This window comes from Micromonospora aridisoli, from assembly GCF_056150025.1.
In genome coordinates, this window is sequence record NZ_JAXCFK010000001.1 from 622,182 (window position 1) to 639,972 (window position 17,791).

Sequence of the window (17,791 nt, forward strand, 5' to 3'; positions counted from 1 at the left end):
CGTCACCGTGGGTGACGGGGGGAACGGTGCTGTCCGGACCGCGCCGGAGGCACCGACGGTCGACGGGGCGGCACCCGCGACCGAGGCCCCGGCACCCGCGACCGAGGCCCCGGCACCCGCGACCGAGGCCCCGGCACCCGCGACCGAGGCCCCGGCACCCGCGACCGAGGCCCCGGCGACCGAGGCCGGGACGACCCGGCAGCTGACCGACGCCGGACCGGCGGACGGTACGCGGGGAACCGACACCGGCGTTGCCGCGCCGGCCCGCCGACGCCGGTTCCGTTGGACGCGCCGTCGCCGCGATCTCGCGGTCTTCGGCGGGTTCCTGCTGACCGCGCTCTGGGTGACCAGCCAGATCTGGGTGGACCCGGCCGGGCGGGTGGCCTCGCTCTACAGCAGCGACCCGGCCCAGGTGCAGTTCTTCCTCGCCCACTCGGTGCGGGTGGTGCTGCACGGGGAGTTCCCGTTCTTCACCGAGCAGTTCAACTACCCGGACGGGGTCAACCTGATGGCCAACACGGCCATCCTCGCCCTGGGCATCCCGATGGTGCCGGTGACCCTGCTCTTCGGGCCGGCCGTGACCTTCGTGCTGCTGGTGACGCTCGGCCTCGCCGGAACCGCCTCGGCCTGGTACTACGTGCTGTCCCGGCACGTGGTGAGCAACCGGCTCGCCGCCGTGGTGGGCGGCTGGTTCTGCGGCTTCTCGCCGGCGATGCTGTCGCACGCCAGCTGGCACCCGAACATCATCAGCCAGTTCCTGCTGCCGTTCATCGTCTGGCGCGTCATGGTGATCACCCGGTCGACCCGCCCGTACCGCGACGGTGCCGTGCTGGCCCTGCTGGTCAGCGTGCAGGCGTTCATCAACGAGGAGATCCTGCTCTTCACCGCGATGGGCTGCGGGATCTTCCTGATCGCGGTGGTCGTCCAGCGGCCCGGGCTCTGGTCGGCGGCCTGGCGGCCGTTGGCCAAGGCGCTGGCCACCTGCACGGTGATCGCTGGTTCGCTGCTGGCGTACCCGCTGTACATCCAGTTCGCCGGGCCGATGGCGTACCACGGGCTCAGCGACGCCGTGCGTGACTACGGCAACGACATCGCCGCGTACTTCGCCCCCGGTTCGCCGACCATCGGCGGCAACCAGCGGGCCAACGTCAACCTCGCCCCGAACTACTCGGAGGAGAACGCCTTCTTCGGGTGGAGCCTGGCGTTGATCGCGGTCGGCATCGTCCTCTGGTTGCGGCGGGAGGTGCTGGTCCGGGCACTCGCCGCGACCGCCGTCTTCTACACGGTCCTCTCCCTCGGTGAGCGGATCACCTGGTGGGACCGGGAACTGGTCGTCGGCCCGTGGGAATGGCTGGTCCGGCTGCCGCTGCTGGACGCGGTGGTGCCGACGCGGTTCGGAATGATCACCAGCGTGGTGGTGGCGGTGCTGCTGGCCCTGGCCATCGAGCGGACCCGCACGTTGTCCATGGACAAGCGGACCGTGCGCACGCTCACCGTCGCCGGCCTGGTGCTCGCGCTGCTGCCGATCACCCCGATGCCGTTGCCGATGACCTCCCGTCCGCCGGTGCCGGAGTTCATCACCTCCGACCGGTGGCGCGCCTACGTCGGACCGGACCAGACGTTGGTGCCGATCCCGGTGCCGAGCATGGGGAACACCCACGGCATGCGCTGGGCCGCCTCCACCAACCTCGACTTCAAGATTCCCGGCGGCTACTTCCTCGCCCCACGCAACGGCAACACCGGCGACCCGGGCCGCTTCGGCGGCCGGCCCAGCGGTGTCGGGAAGCTGCTGGAGGAGGTCGCCACCACCGGTCGTACGCCCGAACTGGACGACCGGCAGCGGCGCCGTTCCCTGGACGAACTGCGGCACTGGCGGGCGGCGGTGCTGGTGCTGCCGGTCCGGCAGCCGCACTCCGAGCCGCTGCGGCAGACCGTCGAGCAACTGGTCGGCCCGGCCCGGCTCGAACTGGACGTCTGGGTGTGGGACGTACGGTCACTCACCGACCGCCGGGCCTGATGTCGGTCGGTACGGCCGAGCGGGAAGTCGAGGTCACCGACCGCCGTCGCGGGCGGCTTCTTGCGGGTACCCCGGACCTGGCGGTGGTGGCCGGCTACCTGGCGCTGGCGACGTGGCTGACCAGCCGGCAGTGGGGTCGACCGGACCGGCTCTTCCACCAGGCCGGCGACCAGATCCTCTTCGAATGGATGCTGGCCCACGCCGCCCGGGCCGTGGTCGGCCTGGAGAACCCGCTGTGGAGCGACGCGCTGAACGCGCCCGGCGGGGTGAACCTGATGGCCAACACCTCGGTGCTCGGGCTGGGCGTCCCGTTGACCCCGGTGACGCTGCTCTTCGGCTCCCAGGTGGCGTTCGGGGTCGCGGTGGTCGGGTGCCTCGCCGGCACGGCCACCGCCTGGTACGTGCTGCTGCGTCGCCGGCTGGTGCGGTCCCGGGCGGCCGCCGCGGTGGGCGGTGTGGTCTGCGGCTTCGCCCCCGGCATGGTCGCCCAGGCCGGGTCACACCTGCACATGGCCGCCCAGTTCCTGGTGCCGGTGATCCTGGCGCTGGTGTTCGTGCCCGACCGGTCCGGGCCGGCCGGGGCACCGTCGGGCGTCGGGGCACGGTTGGGCGTCGGGGCACGGTGGGGCGTCGGGGCACGGTCGGGCGTCGGGTCGCGCGTGTGGCGCCGGGGCGTGCTGCTCGGTCTGGTCGTGACGTACCAGGTCTTCCTCGGTGAGGAACTGCTGCTCTTCGTGGCGCTGGCCGCTGGCGTCTTCGTCCTCGGGTACGCGCTGGCCGATCGGGCCACCGCCCGCCGGCTGGCCCCGGCCACGGCCGGTCGGATCGCCGTCGGCGCGCTGGTGGCGGTGGCCCTGCTGGCCTATCCGCTGTGGTTCCAGTTCTTCGGTCCCGGGCACTACCGGGGGATGCCGTTCCATGCGTACGGCTATCAGCTGGACGTCGCCTCGTTCACCGCCACGGCCCGGCAGACCGTCCTCGGCGACCATCGCCTGCCCGGCCTGCTGGCACCCAACCCGACCGAGGAGAACTCCTTCTTCGGGCCGGGGCTGCTGGTACTGGCGCTGGTCGTCACGATCTGGCTGTGGCGGCGACCGTTGGTCCGGGCACTCGCCGCCTGCGGGGTGGTGTTCGCCCTGCTCTCCCTCGGTGCGCGGGTACGCCTCGACGGCGTGCTCACCGACCTGCCCGGACCGTACCGGCTCATCGCCGAGCTGCCACTGCTCGACCACGTGGTGCCGGCCCGGTTCTCGCTGGTGTGCGTACCGGTGCTGGGCATCCTGGTCGCCCTCTCGCTGGACCGGGTACGCCGGCACCCGGTCACCGTTGGCGCAGCGGAACCGGACGCGGTGCCGGTGCGGCTGCTGTGGGCCGGCGCGGTGGCCGCCGCGCTGCTGCCGCTGGTGCCGACACCTATCCGCACCGTCCCGAGCTGGCCGGTTCCGGCGTTCGTGGCGGAGGGGACCTGGCGGGCGTACGTGCCGCCGGGGCGGACGCTGGTGCCGGTGCCGCCGGTGACCAACGCGGGTCGCAGTCCGGCGATGCTCTGGTCCGCCCGGACCGGGTTGGCCTTCACCGCCCCGGGCGGCTTCTTCATCGGCCCCCGATCCCCGGACGATCCGGCGGCGCGCTGGGGCGCGCCGGACCGACCCACGTCGCTGCTGCTGCGCCGGGTGGCCGACACCGGCGAGGTGCCGCCGATCAGCGACGCCGACCGTCGGCAGGCGGCGACCGACCTGCGGCACTGGCGCGCCGCCGTGGTGGTCCAGGGTGGACTGCACCACGCCGACCCGGTGCGCCGTACGGTCGAGGCCCTGCTCGGTCCGCCCCGGGAGGTCGACGGCGCGCTCGTCTGGGACGTCCGGCAACTCGCGAGCTGACGCGTCCGAAAGGGTGCCACGGGGACAGGTGGCAGACTCGTCGGCGTGAGCGACGTGGCCGCATCGCCGGCAGAGGGCGAGCTGGAGAGTGTCAGTCTGGTGGAGCTGGCCGTCGCCCGGCTGACCCGCGAGATCCTCAGCGGCCGGAGCGACCCGGGTGAACGGCTGGTGGAGGAGCAGCTGACCCGACGGCTCGGGATCAGTCGGGCGCCGCTGCGCGAGGCACTGCGGCTGCTGGCGCAGCGGGGCCTGGTCGAGCATGTGCCACGCCGGGGGGTTCGGGTCGCCACCCTGTCGGACCGCGACGTCCGGGAGCTGTACGAACTGCGCGACGTGCTGGAACGTTTCGCGGTGCGGTCGGCGATCCCGGTGCGGCGGGAGAGCGACCTGGCCGGGCTGCGGGCGGCGCTGGACCAGATGCGCGAGGCGAACCGGACCGGGGACCGGCTGGCGGTCGCCGAGTCGCACCGGGCGTTCCACGTCGCGCTGGTGGCGCTGGCCGGCAACCGGCAGCTCTCCGCGGTGTACGACTCGATCCTGGTGAAGTTGCAGCTCTACATGGCGATCAACCTGCGCCGCGAGGCGGAGGCGGCGCGTCCCGCCGACGGGGTCCACCGGCACGAGCGCCTCTTCGAAGCGGTCGCCGCCGGTGATCCGGAGGTGGTTCTCGCCGTGCTGTCCGACCACGGCGCCCGGTCGTATCTCGGGTAGGCCCACCCGCCGCCCGTCATGGCGTCGTTACGTACCGCGTCGTTCGTCGTAACAGAACAGTCGACAATCGACTGTATGCCAGAGCGGATCGGATCGGTTGCGGAGCTGCGGTCGGCGTACCGGAACGGCGGCCTGACCCCCGTCGACGTTGCGGAACGCGTCCTCTCCGGACTGGCGGGAGCCGACGGCGGGCCGGTCTGGATCAGCACCGTGCCGGCCGGGCGGCTGCTCGCCCGCGCCGAACAGCTCGCGGCCACCGCCGACCCCGCCACCCTGTCGCTGTACGGGATCCCGTTCGCGGTCAAGGACAACATCGACGTCGCCGACATGATCACCACGGCCGGCTGTCCCGACTTCGGGTACCCCGCCGCCGAGGACGCCCCGGTGGTGCGCCGGCTGCTCGACGCCGGTGCGCTGCTCGTCGGCAAGACCAACCTCGACCAGTTCGCCACGGGACTGACCGGGTCACGGTCCCCGTACGGCAGTTGTGAGAGCGTCTTCGGTGGTGGGCTGATCGCCGGTGGCTCCAGTTCCGGCTCCGCGGTCGCGGTCGCCGCGGGCCAGGTGAGTTTCGCGCTGGGTACGGACACCGCCGGCTCGGGTCGGGTACCGGCGGCGCTGAACGGGATCGTCGGTCTCAAGCCCAGCCGTGGCCTGCTCAGCACGGCCGGGGTGGTGCCGGCCTGCCGCTCGCTCGACTGCGTCTCCGTCTTCGCCACCGACGTCGCCGATGCGGTGGAGGTGCTGCACGCCGCGCGTGGCGTCTCGGCGGCCGACCCCTGGGGGCGTCCGCTGCCGGCGGAGCGGGTCGTGGCCCGCATGCCCGGGACGCTACGCCTCGGGGTGCCCCGCGCAGAAGACCTCGAGTTCTTCGGCGACGCCGGGCAGACGGTCCGGTTCGCCGCCGGCGTGCAGGCGCTGCGAGGTCTGGTCGGTCAGACCAGGACGGTGCCGGTGCGCAGCTTCTTCGAGGCCGGGGACCTGCTCTACCAGGGGCCGTGGGTAGCTGAGCGGCTCGCCGCGCTCGACGGTTTCCTGCGGGAACACCCCGAGGCCGTCCTGGCGGTCACCCGGACCGTGCTGGAGACCGGTCGGCGCTACGACGCGATCGACGTCTTCCGAGCCCAGCACCGGTTGCGCGAGCTACGGGCCCGGGTCGACGGGCTGTGGAGCGACATCGACGCGCTGGTCGTGCCCACCGTCGGCACCACGTTCACGCTCGACGAGATTGCCGAGGACCCGATCCGCCGCAACACCACGCTCGGCCGCTACACCCAGTTCGCCAACCTGCTCGACCTGGCGGCGGTGACCGTGCCCAACGGGTTCACCGCTGCGGGCCGGCCGGCGAGCCTGACCCTGCTCGGCCCGGCGTTCAGCGACACCACCCTGGCCGGGATCGCCGCCGCCTTCACCGCCGCGACCCGGGCCACCGCCGAAGCGGCGGTCACCGCGGCCATCGACGTCGCCACCTTTCCAGCCGCTCCCGACGCCGCCGCCGACAAGGCCGGCCCCGCCACCGATCCACCCGCCTCCGACTACGCGGCGGCGCCGGCCACGGCGGGCGTCAGCCCGACGACGGTACCCACCAACCCGGCGCCCGCGTCCGCGCGGGTGCTGATCGCCGTCGTCGGGCGGCACCTGACCGGCGAGTCCCGCAACGCGGAGCTGACCGAGCGGGGAGCCACCCTCGCCGGTGCCGCGCGTACCGCGCCGCGATACCGGCTCTACCGGCTGGAGACGGCGGATGGTGACGGGCTGCCCGGCCTGGTCCGGGTCGCACCCGAGGACCCGGACGGACACCCGATCGAGGTCGAGCTCTGGCGGCTGCCGGTGGCCGCCGTCGGTGAGCTGCTGGTCGGGGTGCCGGCCCCGCTCTCGCTGGGCTGGGTGCGGCTGCACGACGGACGGGACGTGCTCGGCTTCCTCTGCGAGGCGTACGCCGTCGAATCGGGGGCCGAGGACATCAGCGCCGCCGGCGGCTGGCGGGCCTACCGCCGGGCCACGGCACACCGAAGTTGACGGACGGAGGAGGAGAGGATGGGCCGGATCGGGCCGGTAACGGCGAACCCCTACCCGTGGCCGTACGACGGCGCGGCCGACACCGCGCGTACCGCACTGCTCTGCATCGACTGGCAGACCGACTTCTGCGGGCCTGGTGGCTACGTCGACGCGATGGGCTACGACATCGGCCTCACCCGCGCCGGCCTGCCGGCCACCGCCCGGCTGCTGGACCACGTCCGATCACTCGGGATGCTGGTCGTGCACACCCGGGAGGGTCACGACCCCGACCTGTCCGACCTGCCGGCGAACAAGCGCTGGCGGTCGGCGCAGATCGGCGCGGAGATCGGCGCGGCCGGCCCGTGCGGCCGGATCCTGGTCAAGGGGGAGCCCGGCTGGGAGATCGTGCCCGAGGTCGCGCCGGCACCCGGCGAGGTGATCGTCGACAAACCCGGCAAGGGCGCCTTCTACGCCACCAACCTCGACCTGGTGCTGCGTACCCGGGGCATCACCCACCTGATCCTCACCGGCATCACCACCGACGTCTGCGTGCACACCACGATGCGCGAGGCGAACGACCGGGGCTACGAGTGCCTGATCCTCTCCGACTGCACCGGAGCCACCGACAAGGACAACCACGACGCCGCGCTGCACATGGTGACCATGCAGGGCGGCGTCTTCGGCTGCGTCGCCACCTCCGACGACGTCATCGCCGCCACGACCAGGTGAGGTGAGCCATGTTGACCGTCGCCACCGCGCGGCCCTTCCCGTACACCTTCGATCCCGCGACCACCGCGCTGCTCGTCATCGACATGCAGCGCGACTTCCTCGAACCCGGCGGGTTCGGTGAGAGCCTGGGCAACGACGTCGGGCAACTGCGGCGGACCATCGCGCCGCTGGCGGCGCTGCTGGCCGCCGTCCGCGCCGCCGGACTGACCGTGGTGCACACCCGGGAGGGGCACCTGCCCGACCTCTCCGACTGCCCGCCGGCCAAGCTCAACCGGGGGCTGCCGAGCAAGCGGATCGGTGACCCCGGGCCCAAGGGCCGGATCCTCGTCCGGGGCGAGTACGGCCACGACATCGTCGACGAGCTGGCACCCCTGCCCGGCGAACCGGTCGTCGACAAGCCGGGCAAGGGTGCCTTCCACGCCACCGGGCTGGCGGCCCTGCTCGGCGAGCGGAAGATCCAGAGCCTGCTGGTCACCGGGGTCACCACCGAGGTGTGTGTGCACACCACGGTCCGGGAGGCCAACGACCGCGGGTACGAGTGCCTCGTGCTCGCCGACTGCGTCGGGTCCTACTTCCCGGAGTTCCACCGGGTGGGACTCGACATGATCGCCGCCCAGGGCGGCATCTTCGGTTGGGTCGCCGACTCGGCGGACGTGCTCGCCGTGCTGCCGACCAGCCCCGTGTTGCAGCCCTCCTCCTGATCGGGAGCAGCCATGGTCACCACCCGACCCTCCGCCGTGTCCCTGCCGTACTGGGTGCGTGGCGACACCAACGCGTTCTTCGGCTTCGGCGTCAACGTCCTCGTCAACGTGCTCACCCTGACCGGGCTCTGCCTCTTCGTGGTGAACCTGCCCGAGCGGGAGGTGTTCGGCACGATCCTGCCGGCGCTCGGTATCGCCCTGGTCGCGGGCAACATCTACTACACCCACCTGGCCCGGCGGCTGGCGCGGCGGGAGAACCGCTCGGACGTGACCGCCCTGCCGTACGGGCCGAGCGTGCCGCACATGTTCATCGTCATCTTCGTCATCATGCTGCCCATCTACCTCAGCACCGGTGACCCGGTGCGCGCCTGGGAGGCGGGCCTGGCGTGGGCCTTCATCATCGGCGTGATCGTGCTGATCGGCGCGTTCGTCGGCCCGTACATCCGCCGCTACACACCACGCGCGGCGCTGCTCGGCACCCTCGCCGGCATCTCCATCACGTTCATCTCGATGAACCCGGCCGGCCAGATGTGGCGGCTGGCCTGGATCGCCCTGCCGGTGCTGGCCCTGCTGCTGATCGGCCTGCTCACCGACGTCAAGCTGCCGTTCAACTTCCCGATCGGGTTGGCCGCCCTGCTGCTCGGCACCGCGATCGGCTGGCTCGGCGGGGCCATGTCGGTGCCGGACGTCACGGCTGCGGCCCGGGACATCGCGTTCGCCTTCCCCACCTTCCAGCTCGACCTGCTGCTGCGTGGGCTCTCGGACATGGCGCCGCTGTTGGCGACCGCGATCCCGCTCGGCGTGTACAACTTCACCGAGGCGATGACCAACGTGGAGAGCGCGGCCACCGCCGGGGACAACTACAACCTACGCAGTGTGCTGCTCGCCGACGGGGCCGGCGCGGTCATCGGCTCCGCGCTCGGCTCACCGTTCCCGCCGGCCGTCTACGTCGGTCACCCCGGTTGGAAGGCCGCCGGTGGGCGTACCGGCTACTCGATGGCGACCGGGATCGTCATCGCGCTGCTCTGCTTCCTGGGGATGTTCTCGCTGCTCGGTGCGATCTTCCCGACCGCCGCGATCGTGCCGATCCTGCTCTACATCGGATTGCTGATCGGCGCCCAGGCGTTCCAGGCGACGCCCCGGGCGCATGCGGCGGCGGTGGTGGCGGCCCTGATACCCAACATCGCGGCGTGGGCGACCGGGCAGATGAACAACGCCCTGGCGGCGGCCGGCACCACCGCCGCCGAGGTCGGCGACGAGGCCCTGGCCGGCGCCGGGGTCGTCTACGACGGCCTGCGGATCCTCGGGGAGGGGGCCATCCTCGCCGGTCTGGTGCTCGGTGCGATCGTCGCCTTCATCATCGACAAACGCTTCGTCCAGGCCGCCGTCTTCGCCGCCTCGGGCGCGGTGCTCGCGTTCATCGGCCTGATCCACGGCGAGGAGGTCCAGTGGAACGCCAACGGCCAGGTGGCGCTCGGCTACCTCTTCGTGGCGGTGATCTGCGCGATCTTCGCGCTCGGCAAGTACCCGCCCCGGGTGCCCGACCCGGAGGAGGCCGAACTGGACCGACTGCACGGCGGCAACCTCTCCTCGAACCCGGCCGTCCCGGCACCGGCCGCCGCCGCTGAGCCGGCCGGCGGCGACAAGCGTGAGCCAGCGGTGAGCGGCTGAGCTCGACGTCACCCCGGCCGGGCGGCGGCGCGGCGCGCACCAGTCCGCCGCCGCCCGGCCGGGGGTGTGCCCACCTACCGTCCCGCCCGCACAGAGAGGACCCGCCGCATGGAGATCGACCGGACGGAGGTGGTCGCCGAGGTGTCGGCGGCCTTCGTCGGCTATGAGCAGGCGCTGGTGGACGGGGACGTGGAACGGATCTGTGGGTATTTCTGGGACTCCGAGGCCACGGTGCGGTTCGGCCTCGCCGACCACCAGTACGGGCTCGACGAGCAGCGCAAGTGGCGGGCCGCGCAACCACCGCTGCCGCCCGGCCGCCGGCTGGTCGACACGGTGGTCACCGCCTTCGGCGCGGACCTCGCGGTCGTCACGACCCGGTTCGGGTACGCCGGGGGCGCCACCACCGGCCGGCAGACCCAGACCTGGGTACGCCTACCGGAGGGCTGGCGCATCGTCACCGCCCACGTCTCCGAGCCGCTGCCTGACGCTCGTTGAGCCGGAGGGCTGCTCACCCCCGGGCTGTTCACACCCGGTCGCGAACGTCCCAGAGCCAGACGTCGTCGACGCGCTGCGGCTCCCCGATCAGCGCGGTCAGCAGGTCCCGCAGCACCGGCTCGCGGGGATGCGCGCCGAGCACCACCACCGACGCCCGCCAGAACCGCAGGTCCGCCAGCGCCTCCCGGCGGTTCTCGTCGGTCAGCTCGGGCAACACCCCGGCGTCCATGGTGCGGTAGATGAGCGTGCTGGTGGGCCGGTTCGGTGCGCCGAAGACGCCCTCGCCGTCCAGGTTGGGGCCGATGAAGTAGCCGGCCGGGATCGGGAACTCGTGCCCGGTCAGCGCGCTCCACCGCAGCGTGGACAGGCCGTGCACGTTGCTCGGGATGGGCACCGGCACCAGCGTGGAGCCGTCCGGGACGTACGGCCGCCAGGCACCGGAGGTGATGAAGGTCGGTGGCGGGTCAACCGGTTCGGCGGGCAGCGGACGGGGCAGCAGCGGCAGCACCGCGAGGCTGATCGCGGCGTACCCGACGACGCGCTGCCAGCGGGGACGTGGCCGGGTGCTGGCCGTACCCTCCGGCGTGCGCGGCGCCGGCACCGGTGGGCGGCGGTTGCCGGCCACCGCGTCCCAGGCCAGGGCGAGCAGCACGCCGAGCGCGGCGGTGGTCACCAGGGTCAACCGGGTCGGCATCATCATCTCAACCAGCGGTAGATCCTCCGGAATGTACGACCACGGGCCGGCGATGCCGGTCAGCTCTCCGTTGAACCGGATCTCCGGGCCGAGCGCTGCGACCGAGAAGAGCACCACCAGCACGGCGAGGATCCGGGCCACCAGCGACCGGCGCACCAGCAGCGCCAGGGCCACCACCGACAGCAGCACCAGCGGCCAACCGAACCAGGTGTTCTGCTCGGTCAGACCGATGGTCGCCTCCACCGCCTCGTCACCGGCGATCGTGTCACGGGGGAAGGTGACGAAGGCGACGATGTCCTCGCCCCAACTGTGGAACACCCCGCCCTGCAGACCTCGGTAGGACTGCGGGCCGTTGAACTGGAACCAGATCGGGTAGGCGGTCAACAGCAGCGCCAGCGCGCCGCCGGTGCCGAGACCCGCCGCGAACGTCCCGGCCCGCGCCCACGCCACGCGGGGACGCATCGCCGCGTACGCGATCACGACGACCAGGCAGGCCAGCGCCGTGAGCAGCAGCATCTCCTCGTTGATGAAGATCTGGTACGCGACCAGGAGGCCCAGCACCAGCCCGTTGCGCCGCCACCGTCCCGGCTCGACCAGCCGGAACACCCGCACCACGATCAGCGGCAGCAGGAAGTTCGAGACGAAGTTGGGCTGGCCGTTGGCGTGGTGCACGATACCGGGCGCGAAGCCGAGGAAGGCGCCGCCGACGAAGGCGGCCGCCCGGGAGCGCACCAGGTGCCGCGACAGCATCCAGTACGAGGTGCCGGCGGTGGCCGCCAGCGCACCGCCCAGGTAGAGCGCGTACACCACCTGGGGGCCGAGCAGCATGGTCAGCGGCGCCAGCGGCAGCGTCACCCCGAGCAGCGAGGTGTTGGCCATCATGTTCACCCCGTCGGGGGCGTTCTGCCGGGCGGTGAAGAGCGGGTTCTCCAGGTGACGCACCGAGTACGCACCGTGCGAGAAGAGCCACTCGAACCAGCTGTGGTCGGTGGGCAGGTGGGACGAGACCCGGTTGTTCACGTCCACCCAGTAGTTCAGACAGACGACGACACCGAGCAGCACGTAGGCTCCGATGGCCAGCGCGTCGGCACGTGTCGGCCGACGCCGGGGACGTGCTGTCGTTGATTCCGTCTCGACGGTCTCGGAGACGGGGTTCAGCGAGGGATCTACCACCGGCACAGCCACGACGGGCCATCGTACAGGCGGAACCTCGTCCGTCCGCCGCGCGTCTGGTGTGTGTCAGGGGAGGGCAAGCGTGACGTTGATCGACCTCGGTGAGCTGACCGAGCCGACCGAGCCGCCGGCGACGCGCCGGCGAACCGGGCCCGGTGGTCGCCGGGTGAGCGTCGCGGTGGTGGCGCTTGTCGCGTTGCTGGCGCTGGCGGGCGCCGCCCCACCGGCCGGGCGGATCCACGCGGTCGTGCCCGCCGCCCTGGGCAGCGACCTGTTCCTCGGCGCGGACCAGATCTTCACCGTCACGCCGCTGCCCGGGGTCACCGACGGCAGTCAGGAACTGCTCGCCTACCCGCGCCCCGACCGGACCACCGTCGCACCGCAGCGGCCGGCACCGCTGTGGCGGACACCCGTGCCGCCGAGCTACCGGGTTTACCGGGTGCAGCCCGTCGCCGACGGCGGGATCCTGGTCGCGATGGGCCGGCAGGACACCGGCACCAGCCAGACCCTGCGACTCGACGCCCGTACCGGCGAGGAGCGCTGGCGGGTGCCCGGGATCGCGATCCTCGACACGCCCGACCGGGTGCTGCTGCGCACCTACAGCGACAGCGCCCTCACCACCCTGGGTGCGATCGAGCCGGCCACCGGACGTGAGGTGTGGTCCATGGAGTTGTCGGCGGCCAGCCTCGACTACTGGCAGCGGCCCGACGGCGTGATCGCGTCCCTCGTGGTGGCCACCGTGGACGGTGACGTCCAGGTGATCGACCCGGACACCGGGACGGTGCGGCACAGCCTGCCCGGGACCGAGGACAACCCCGCCGGTTACCAGCAGGCGTGGGTCGTCGGCGACATGGTGGCGGTGGTGCGTAACTCCAACGTCGTCACCGCCCACACCCTCGACGGGTTGATCCAGCGTTGGCAGGCGACCGTGCCGACCGCCACCTACGTCACCTCCTGCGGATCCCTGCTCTGCGCCGGCCTCGCCACCGGCGGGGTGACCGTCCTCGACCCGGCCACCGGGGCGGTGCGGTGGAGCAGCGAGCGGGCTCTCGACATCACGCTGGTCGGCGATCGCAACGTGCTCGCCGTGGACAGGAACATCAACGAGGTCGTCACGATCGAGCTGGCCACCGGGCGCACCCTGACGGAGCACGGGTCGTGGGAGACGGTCGCCCGCTACGAGTACGGGCCGCAACTGCTCGCGGTGCGTGCGGTCGCCGAGGTGGGCCTGGTGCTGGCCCGGCTCGACCCGACGGGGGCACCGGCCCGCCGGCTCGACGTGCTGCCCGGCGCGGGCGGCGACTGCCAAAGCCGGTACGACCTCGTCGCCTGCCGCCTGTACGACGGTGGCTACGGCATCTGGCAACTGGCGGGCTGACTCCTCCCGTCACGGGCCGCTTGGTCGGCGACGTTACGTTGTCGGTGGTCGACCGGCGGAAAAGGGGCGGGCATGCGGGTACTGGTGGTCGAGGACGAGCGCAACCTCGCCGACGCGATCGCGCGGGGCCTGCGCAAGCGCGGCATGGCGGTGGATGTCGCCTACGACGGCGACAACGGCCACGAGATGGCCTTCGTCACCCGGTACGACGTGGTGGTGCTCGACCGCGACCTGCCCGGGATGCACGGCGACCAGATCTGCGCGGAACTGGCCGCGTCCGGCGCGCTGACCCGGGTGTTGATGCTGACCGCCAGCGGCACGGTCGCCGACCGGGTGGAGGGGTTGCAGCTCGGCGCCGACGACTACCTGCCCAAGCCCTTCGCCTTCGACGAACTGGTCGCCCGGGTGCAGGCACTGGGCCGGCGGGCCACCCCGGCGGCACCACCGGTGCTGGAACTGGCCGACCTGGTCGTCGACCCGGCACGCCGCACGGCCACCCGGGGCGGGGTGACGGTGGAACTGACCAACAAGGAGTTCGGTGTGCTCTGCGAGCTGCTCAAGGCCCGGGGCGCGGTGGTCTCCAGCGAGGAACTGCTGGAACGCGTCTGGGACGCCAACACCGACCCGTTCACCACCATCGTCCGGGTCACCGTGATGACGCTGCGCCGCAAGCTCGGTGACCCACCGCTGATCGAGACCGTGGTCGGCGCCGGCTACCGGACGGCCGGGGCGCCGGCGTGACCCGCCCGTCCGGGCGGCGACTGCCCCCGCTGCGGCGGCCGTCACTGCGGCGGCCTTCGCTGCGGTTACGCCCCACGCTGCGGCTGCGGTTGACCCTGCTCAACGGCGTGCTGCTGGTCGGTGCCGGCGCGATCCTGGTGCTGCTGGCCTGGCTGCTGGTGCGCGATGCGCTGCGCCCCACCGACGAACTGCTGCCCGGCACCACCGTGGTGCTCGCCGACGGGAGCACGCTGGAGGCCGCCGCCTGGCAACAGCGGCTGGTCGAGTCGGCCTCCGGGGAACTGCTGGCCAAGGGGCTGGCCGCGTTGCTGGCCATCGGCCTGGTCGGCGTCGTCGGAGCGTACGCGGTCGTCGGGCGGGCGCTGCGCCCGCTGCACCAGGTCACCGCGACCGCGCGCCGGCTCGGCGAGACCACCCTGCACCAGCGGATCGGCTACTCCGGGGCGAACGACGAGGTGGCCGAGCTGGCCGACACCTTCGACGCCATGCTGGACCGGATCGCCGCGGCCTTCGAGGCGCAGAAGCGGTTCGTGGCCAACGCCTCGCACGAGCTGCGTACGCCGCTGGCGGTGATGCGTACCGAGATCGACGTGACGCTCAGCGACGACGAGGCGGACACGGGCGAGTACCGCCGGATGGCGACCGTGGTCCGCGACGCCTCCGAGCGGGCCAACGGGCTGGTCGACGCGCTGCTGGTGCTGGCCCGCAGCGAGGCGCAGACGGGCCGGCGGCTCGGCCGCCGCAGCGAGTGCGACCTGGCCGCCGGCACCGTCAACGCGCTCTCCGCCGTACGCCTGGAGGTGGAGCGGATCAAGCTGGCGGTGGAGACGTCGCTGGAGCCGGCGCCGGTGGTGGGCGATCCCGGGCTGCTCGACCGGCTGGCCGGCAACCTGATCGAGAACGCGGTCCGCTACAACCACCTGCACGGCCGGCTCTGGGTGCGGACCGGCTCGGACGGGCAGCGGTCCTGGCTGGTGGTCGGCAACACCGGCTTCGAGGTCGACCAGGCCGACGTGCCGGGACTGTTCGAGCCCTTCCGGCGAGGTGGCCGGGAGCGGACCGGGGCACGCGGGTCCGGCCTGGGCCTGTCCATCGTCCGGGCGGTCTGCGACGCCCACGGCGGCACGGTGACCGCCGTCGCGCAACCCGGCGGCGGCCTGGAGGTGACGGTCAGCCTGCCGGCGGCGGAAGCCGCCCGCTGAAGCGCGGCGAGTGCGGAAGCCGCCCAGCTCAGCCGGGGTAGACTAACGTGCTAGCTAACCCGGGAGGTGGAGCATGTCGGCCGACGCTGTGCACTACAACATGCATGACGCCAAGACCCATCTGTCGCGCATCATCGAGCGGGTGGAACGCGGCGAGGAGGTCATCATCGACCGGGCGGGCACCCCTGTGGCGAAAGTCGTCCCGTTGGTGCGGCGGGTCAACCGCACCGCGATCGGCTCCCTCGCGGGGCAGGTGGACCTGTCGGGTGACTGGGATTCGCCCCAGACCAACGCGGAGATCGCCACCGATTTCGGTATCGGCGCATGAGCTTGCTGCTCGACACCCACGTCGCACTGTGGGCCATCGTCGGCGACGACACTCTTGACGCGCAGTTCCTCGAGCGGCTTCGCCACGACCCGGACATCTTCCTGTCTCCGGTCAGCCTGTGGGAGATCACCATTAAGCAGGCGGCCGGCAAACTCGCCGGACCGCCCGATCTCGCCGAGCGGGTACGGGACATGGGCTTTCGTGAACTGCCGGTGACCCACGGGCACGCGATCCTCGCCGGTCGTCTCCCACCGCATCACCGCGACCCCTTCGACCGGATGTTGGTGGCGCAGGCGACCGCCGAAGACTTGACGCTGGCCTCCCGTGACGTGTCGATAGCGATGTACGACGTCGATCTCCTCAAGGTGTGACAGGCATGGCTCCTGCCGCCCGTCGAGCAGACGTCGTTGGAGCTCACTGGCACGGTGTTGCTCTCCAGGCGCGGCGATGCGAAGATCTCCGGGTCAGCCCGATCGAGGAGGGGGGTGCGTCGATGTTCACCATGATGCTGTCCGCGCCCCGCCTTGCCGGCTGACCGCTCATCCTCGCGGGGCACCTTCAGCGGGATTGCTGTCCCGCAACTCAGCGGACCAGACACGCCAGTTCTGACTGCCCCGACGTCCGTGCCCGCAGGGCCGCCTCCGACCCCGCCATGCCGTGTCATGCCTCCCGCAGGCTCGCCGGTCCCGGCGGTCGGTCGGCCGGTAGCCGACAGGCTTCGACGCCGGTGGCGACGACCACGAGGGACAACAATGAGCGCACGAATCCACAACATCGGGATCGACTGTCACGACACGTACGCCCTGGCCGGTTTCTGGGCCCAGGTCTTCGAGTGCCCCCGCCAGCCGGACGACTTCCCGGGTGACCCGGAGGCGATGCTGCTGCCCCCGGGCGGCCCGGAGGTGCTCTTCCTGGCCGTACCGGAAGGCAAGACGGTGAAGAACCGCCTGCACCTCGACCTGGAACCCAACGACCGGACCCGGGACGAGGAGGTCGAGCGGCTGCTCGGCATCGGTGCCCGCCACGTCGCCGACCACATCCGGCCCGATGGTGCCGGTTGGGTGGTGCTCGCCGACCCGGAGGGCAACGAGTTCTGCGTACTGCGCAGCGCCGCCGAGAAGGCGGCGGCCCGGCAGGCCGCGGAGGGATCCTCGACGGACGGCTGATCGGAGCGACGCCGTTTCGGCGGGACGGCGAGCCCCTGATGACGGGGACCGCCGTTCCGCCGAAACGGCCTTCGCTCACGAGGTCGCCGCGGACCGGCTCAGTCGCGTTGCTCGATCTGGCCGCGGATGGTGACGAACTCGCCCTGCGCGTCGGCGCGGGACGAGAAGAACATCACGATCAGGCCGACGCTGCCCCGGTCGGCCCAGGTGCAGATGCCCAGGGGTACGTCCTCCGAGCGGCCGTCGCCGCACCGGGCCTCACCGCCGAGCGGACCCGGCTCGACCGAGGTCATGTTGCTGAGCGCCAGCTCGGTGGAGAGTTCCTCGACCATCGCGTCCAGTTCCTGCTTCGGGTCGGCCATCAGACCGGACGCACCCGCGATCATGACGAGGTCCTCCTCGGCCGGGTCACCGTAGAACGCCCCGACCGCGCTGGTCTCGTTGGTCACGGTCGACCGGATGTCGTTGACCATTTCCTCGGCCGCCTGCTGCAACTCCGGGTCAGTGATCTTGGGGCGGTCGGCCAGGGTGTCCGGGGCGACCATGCGGGTCCGGGAAGCCTCCACCGCGTCGCTGACGTCGTCCTTCACCGCGAACCAGATAGCGGTGGCACCGCCGCCGCAGAGCACCAGCAGGACCGCGAGAACGATCAGGATGATCTTCCCGGCCCCGAACTTTTTCGGCGGCGGACCGGCGAGCCCTGGGCCGGCCTCCTGCGGCTGACCGGGCGGCGGGTAGGGCGCGGCCCCGGGCTGGGGGTGCGGATCCGGGGCCGGACCGGTGGTCGACGGGTTGTTGTGCTCGTCCGAGGGGTTGGACACCTGCAGCTCCTGATTTCAGATGGAGTCGATCATCCTAGTCAGGTGTTTCAAACCCGTGGGTCCCCGTCGCCGGAACGGCGATCGCG

Annotated in this window: 16 protein-coding genes; 14 read left to right on the forward strand and 2 right to left on the reverse strand. The window is 72.1% G+C overall.

Annotated features, from left to right (window positions below; genetic code table 11):
- The first annotated feature begins 202 nt into the window (after positions 1–202).
- The 8 genes from SM447_RS02865 to hpxZ all read left to right on the forward strand — a co-directional run bounded on the left by SM447_RS02865 (position 203) and on the right by hpxZ (position 10,202).
- Entirely contained in the window at positions 203–2,017 is a 1,815-nt protein-coding gene (locus tag SM447_RS02865) for a DUF6311 domain-containing protein (protein WP_474571256.1), read from the forward strand.
- Entirely contained in the window at positions 2,017–3,897 is a 1,881-nt protein-coding gene (locus SM447_RS02870) for a DUF6311 domain-containing protein (protein ID WP_474571114.1), read from the forward strand. The genes SM447_RS02865 and SM447_RS02870 overlap by 1 nt, the downstream gene beginning before the upstream one ends.
- Positions 3,898–3,942: 45 nt before the next feature.
- The gene (locus SM447_RS02875) at positions 3,943–4,608 is read left to right on the forward strand and encodes a GntR family transcriptional regulator (RefSeq protein ID WP_474571115.1); all 666 of its coding nucleotides are present in this window, start codon (positions 3,943–3,945) and stop codon (positions 4,606–4,608) included.
- Positions 4,609–4,683: 75 nt separating this feature from the next.
- Positions 4,684–6,627 carry an allophanate hydrolase gene (atzF, locus tag SM447_RS02880; RefSeq protein WP_474571116.1) on the forward strand — a complete coding sequence of 648 codons (1,944 nt, stop codon included), beginning with the start codon at positions 4,684–4,686 and terminating at the stop codon, positions 6,625–6,627.
- 18 nt (positions 6,628–6,645) lie between these two features.
- The gene (gene biuH, locus SM447_RS02885; protein WP_474571117.1) at positions 6,646–7,335 is read left to right on the forward strand and encodes a biuret amidohydrolase; all 690 of its coding nucleotides are present in this window, start codon (positions 6,646–6,648) and stop codon (positions 7,333–7,335) included.
- A gap of 8 nt (positions 7,336–7,343) precedes the next feature.
- Positions 7,344–8,036, forward strand: a complete 693-nt coding sequence (locus SM447_RS02890; RefSeq protein ID WP_474571118.1) for a cysteine hydrolase family protein — start codon at positions 7,344–7,346, stop codon at positions 8,034–8,036.
- 12 nt (positions 8,037–8,048) lie between these two features.
- Positions 8,049–9,707, forward strand: a complete 1,659-nt coding sequence (locus SM447_RS02895; RefSeq protein ID WP_474571119.1) for a permease family protein — start codon at positions 8,049–8,051, stop codon at positions 9,705–9,707.
- A gap of 108 nt (positions 9,708–9,815) precedes the next feature.
- Positions 9,816–10,202 (forward strand): oxalurate catabolism protein HpxZ, encoded by a 387-nt coding sequence (gene hpxZ, locus SM447_RS02900; RefSeq protein ID WP_474571120.1) that lies wholly within the window; start codon positions 9,816–9,818, stop codon positions 10,200–10,202.
- Between the two features lie 28 nt (positions 10,203–10,230).
- Here hpxZ and SM447_RS02905 read toward each other — a convergent pair whose 3' ends face one another.
- Positions 10,231–12,075 (reverse strand): DUF6311 domain-containing protein, encoded by a 1,845-nt coding sequence (locus SM447_RS02905; protein WP_474571257.1) that lies wholly within the window; start codon positions 12,073–12,075, stop codon positions 10,231–10,233.
- Between the two features lie 76 nt (positions 12,076–12,151).
- Here SM447_RS02905 and SM447_RS02910 point away from each other — a divergent pair, with 76 nt between their 5' ends.
- The 6 genes from SM447_RS02910 (at position 12,152) to SM447_RS02935 (ending at position 16,884) form a co-directional block, all read left to right on the forward strand.
- The gene (locus SM447_RS02910) at positions 12,152–13,447 is read left to right on the forward strand and encodes an outer membrane protein assembly factor BamB family protein (protein WP_474571121.1); all 1,296 of its coding nucleotides are present in this window, start codon (positions 12,152–12,154) and stop codon (positions 13,445–13,447) included.
- Between the two features lie 72 nt (positions 13,448–13,519).
- Entirely contained in the window at positions 13,520–14,188 is a 669-nt protein-coding gene (locus SM447_RS02915) for a response regulator transcription factor (RefSeq protein WP_474571122.1), read from the forward strand.
- A 44-nt stretch (positions 14,189–14,232) separates the two neighbouring features.
- A complete protein-coding gene (locus SM447_RS02920; RefSeq protein WP_474571258.1) occupies positions 14,233–15,390 on the forward strand; it encodes a sensor histidine kinase in 1,158 nt (385 codons plus the stop codon).
- 73 nt (positions 15,391–15,463) lie between these two features.
- Positions 15,464–15,718, forward strand: coding sequence for a type II toxin-antitoxin system Phd/YefM family antitoxin (locus tag SM447_RS02925; RefSeq protein WP_474571123.1), 255 nt, complete (start codon positions 15,464–15,466; stop codon positions 15,716–15,718).
- Positions 15,715–16,089 (forward strand): type II toxin-antitoxin system VapC family toxin, encoded by a 375-nt coding sequence (locus SM447_RS02930; RefSeq protein WP_474571124.1) that lies wholly within the window; start codon positions 15,715–15,717, stop codon positions 16,087–16,089. The genes SM447_RS02925 and SM447_RS02930 overlap by 4 nt, the downstream gene beginning before the upstream one ends.
- A 381-nt stretch (positions 16,090–16,470) precedes the next feature.
- On the forward strand, positions 16,471–16,884 hold the full coding sequence (locus tag SM447_RS02935; RefSeq protein ID WP_474571125.1) for a VOC family protein: 414 nt from the start codon (positions 16,471–16,473) through the stop codon (positions 16,882–16,884).
- Positions 16,885–16,982: 98 nt separating this feature from the next.
- Here SM447_RS02935 and SM447_RS02940 read toward each other — a convergent pair whose 3' ends face one another.
- Positions 16,983–17,705 (reverse strand): hypothetical protein, encoded by a 723-nt coding sequence (locus SM447_RS02940; protein WP_474571126.1) that lies wholly within the window; start codon positions 17,703–17,705, stop codon positions 16,983–16,985.
- Between the last annotated feature and the right edge of the window lie 86 nt (positions 17,706–17,791).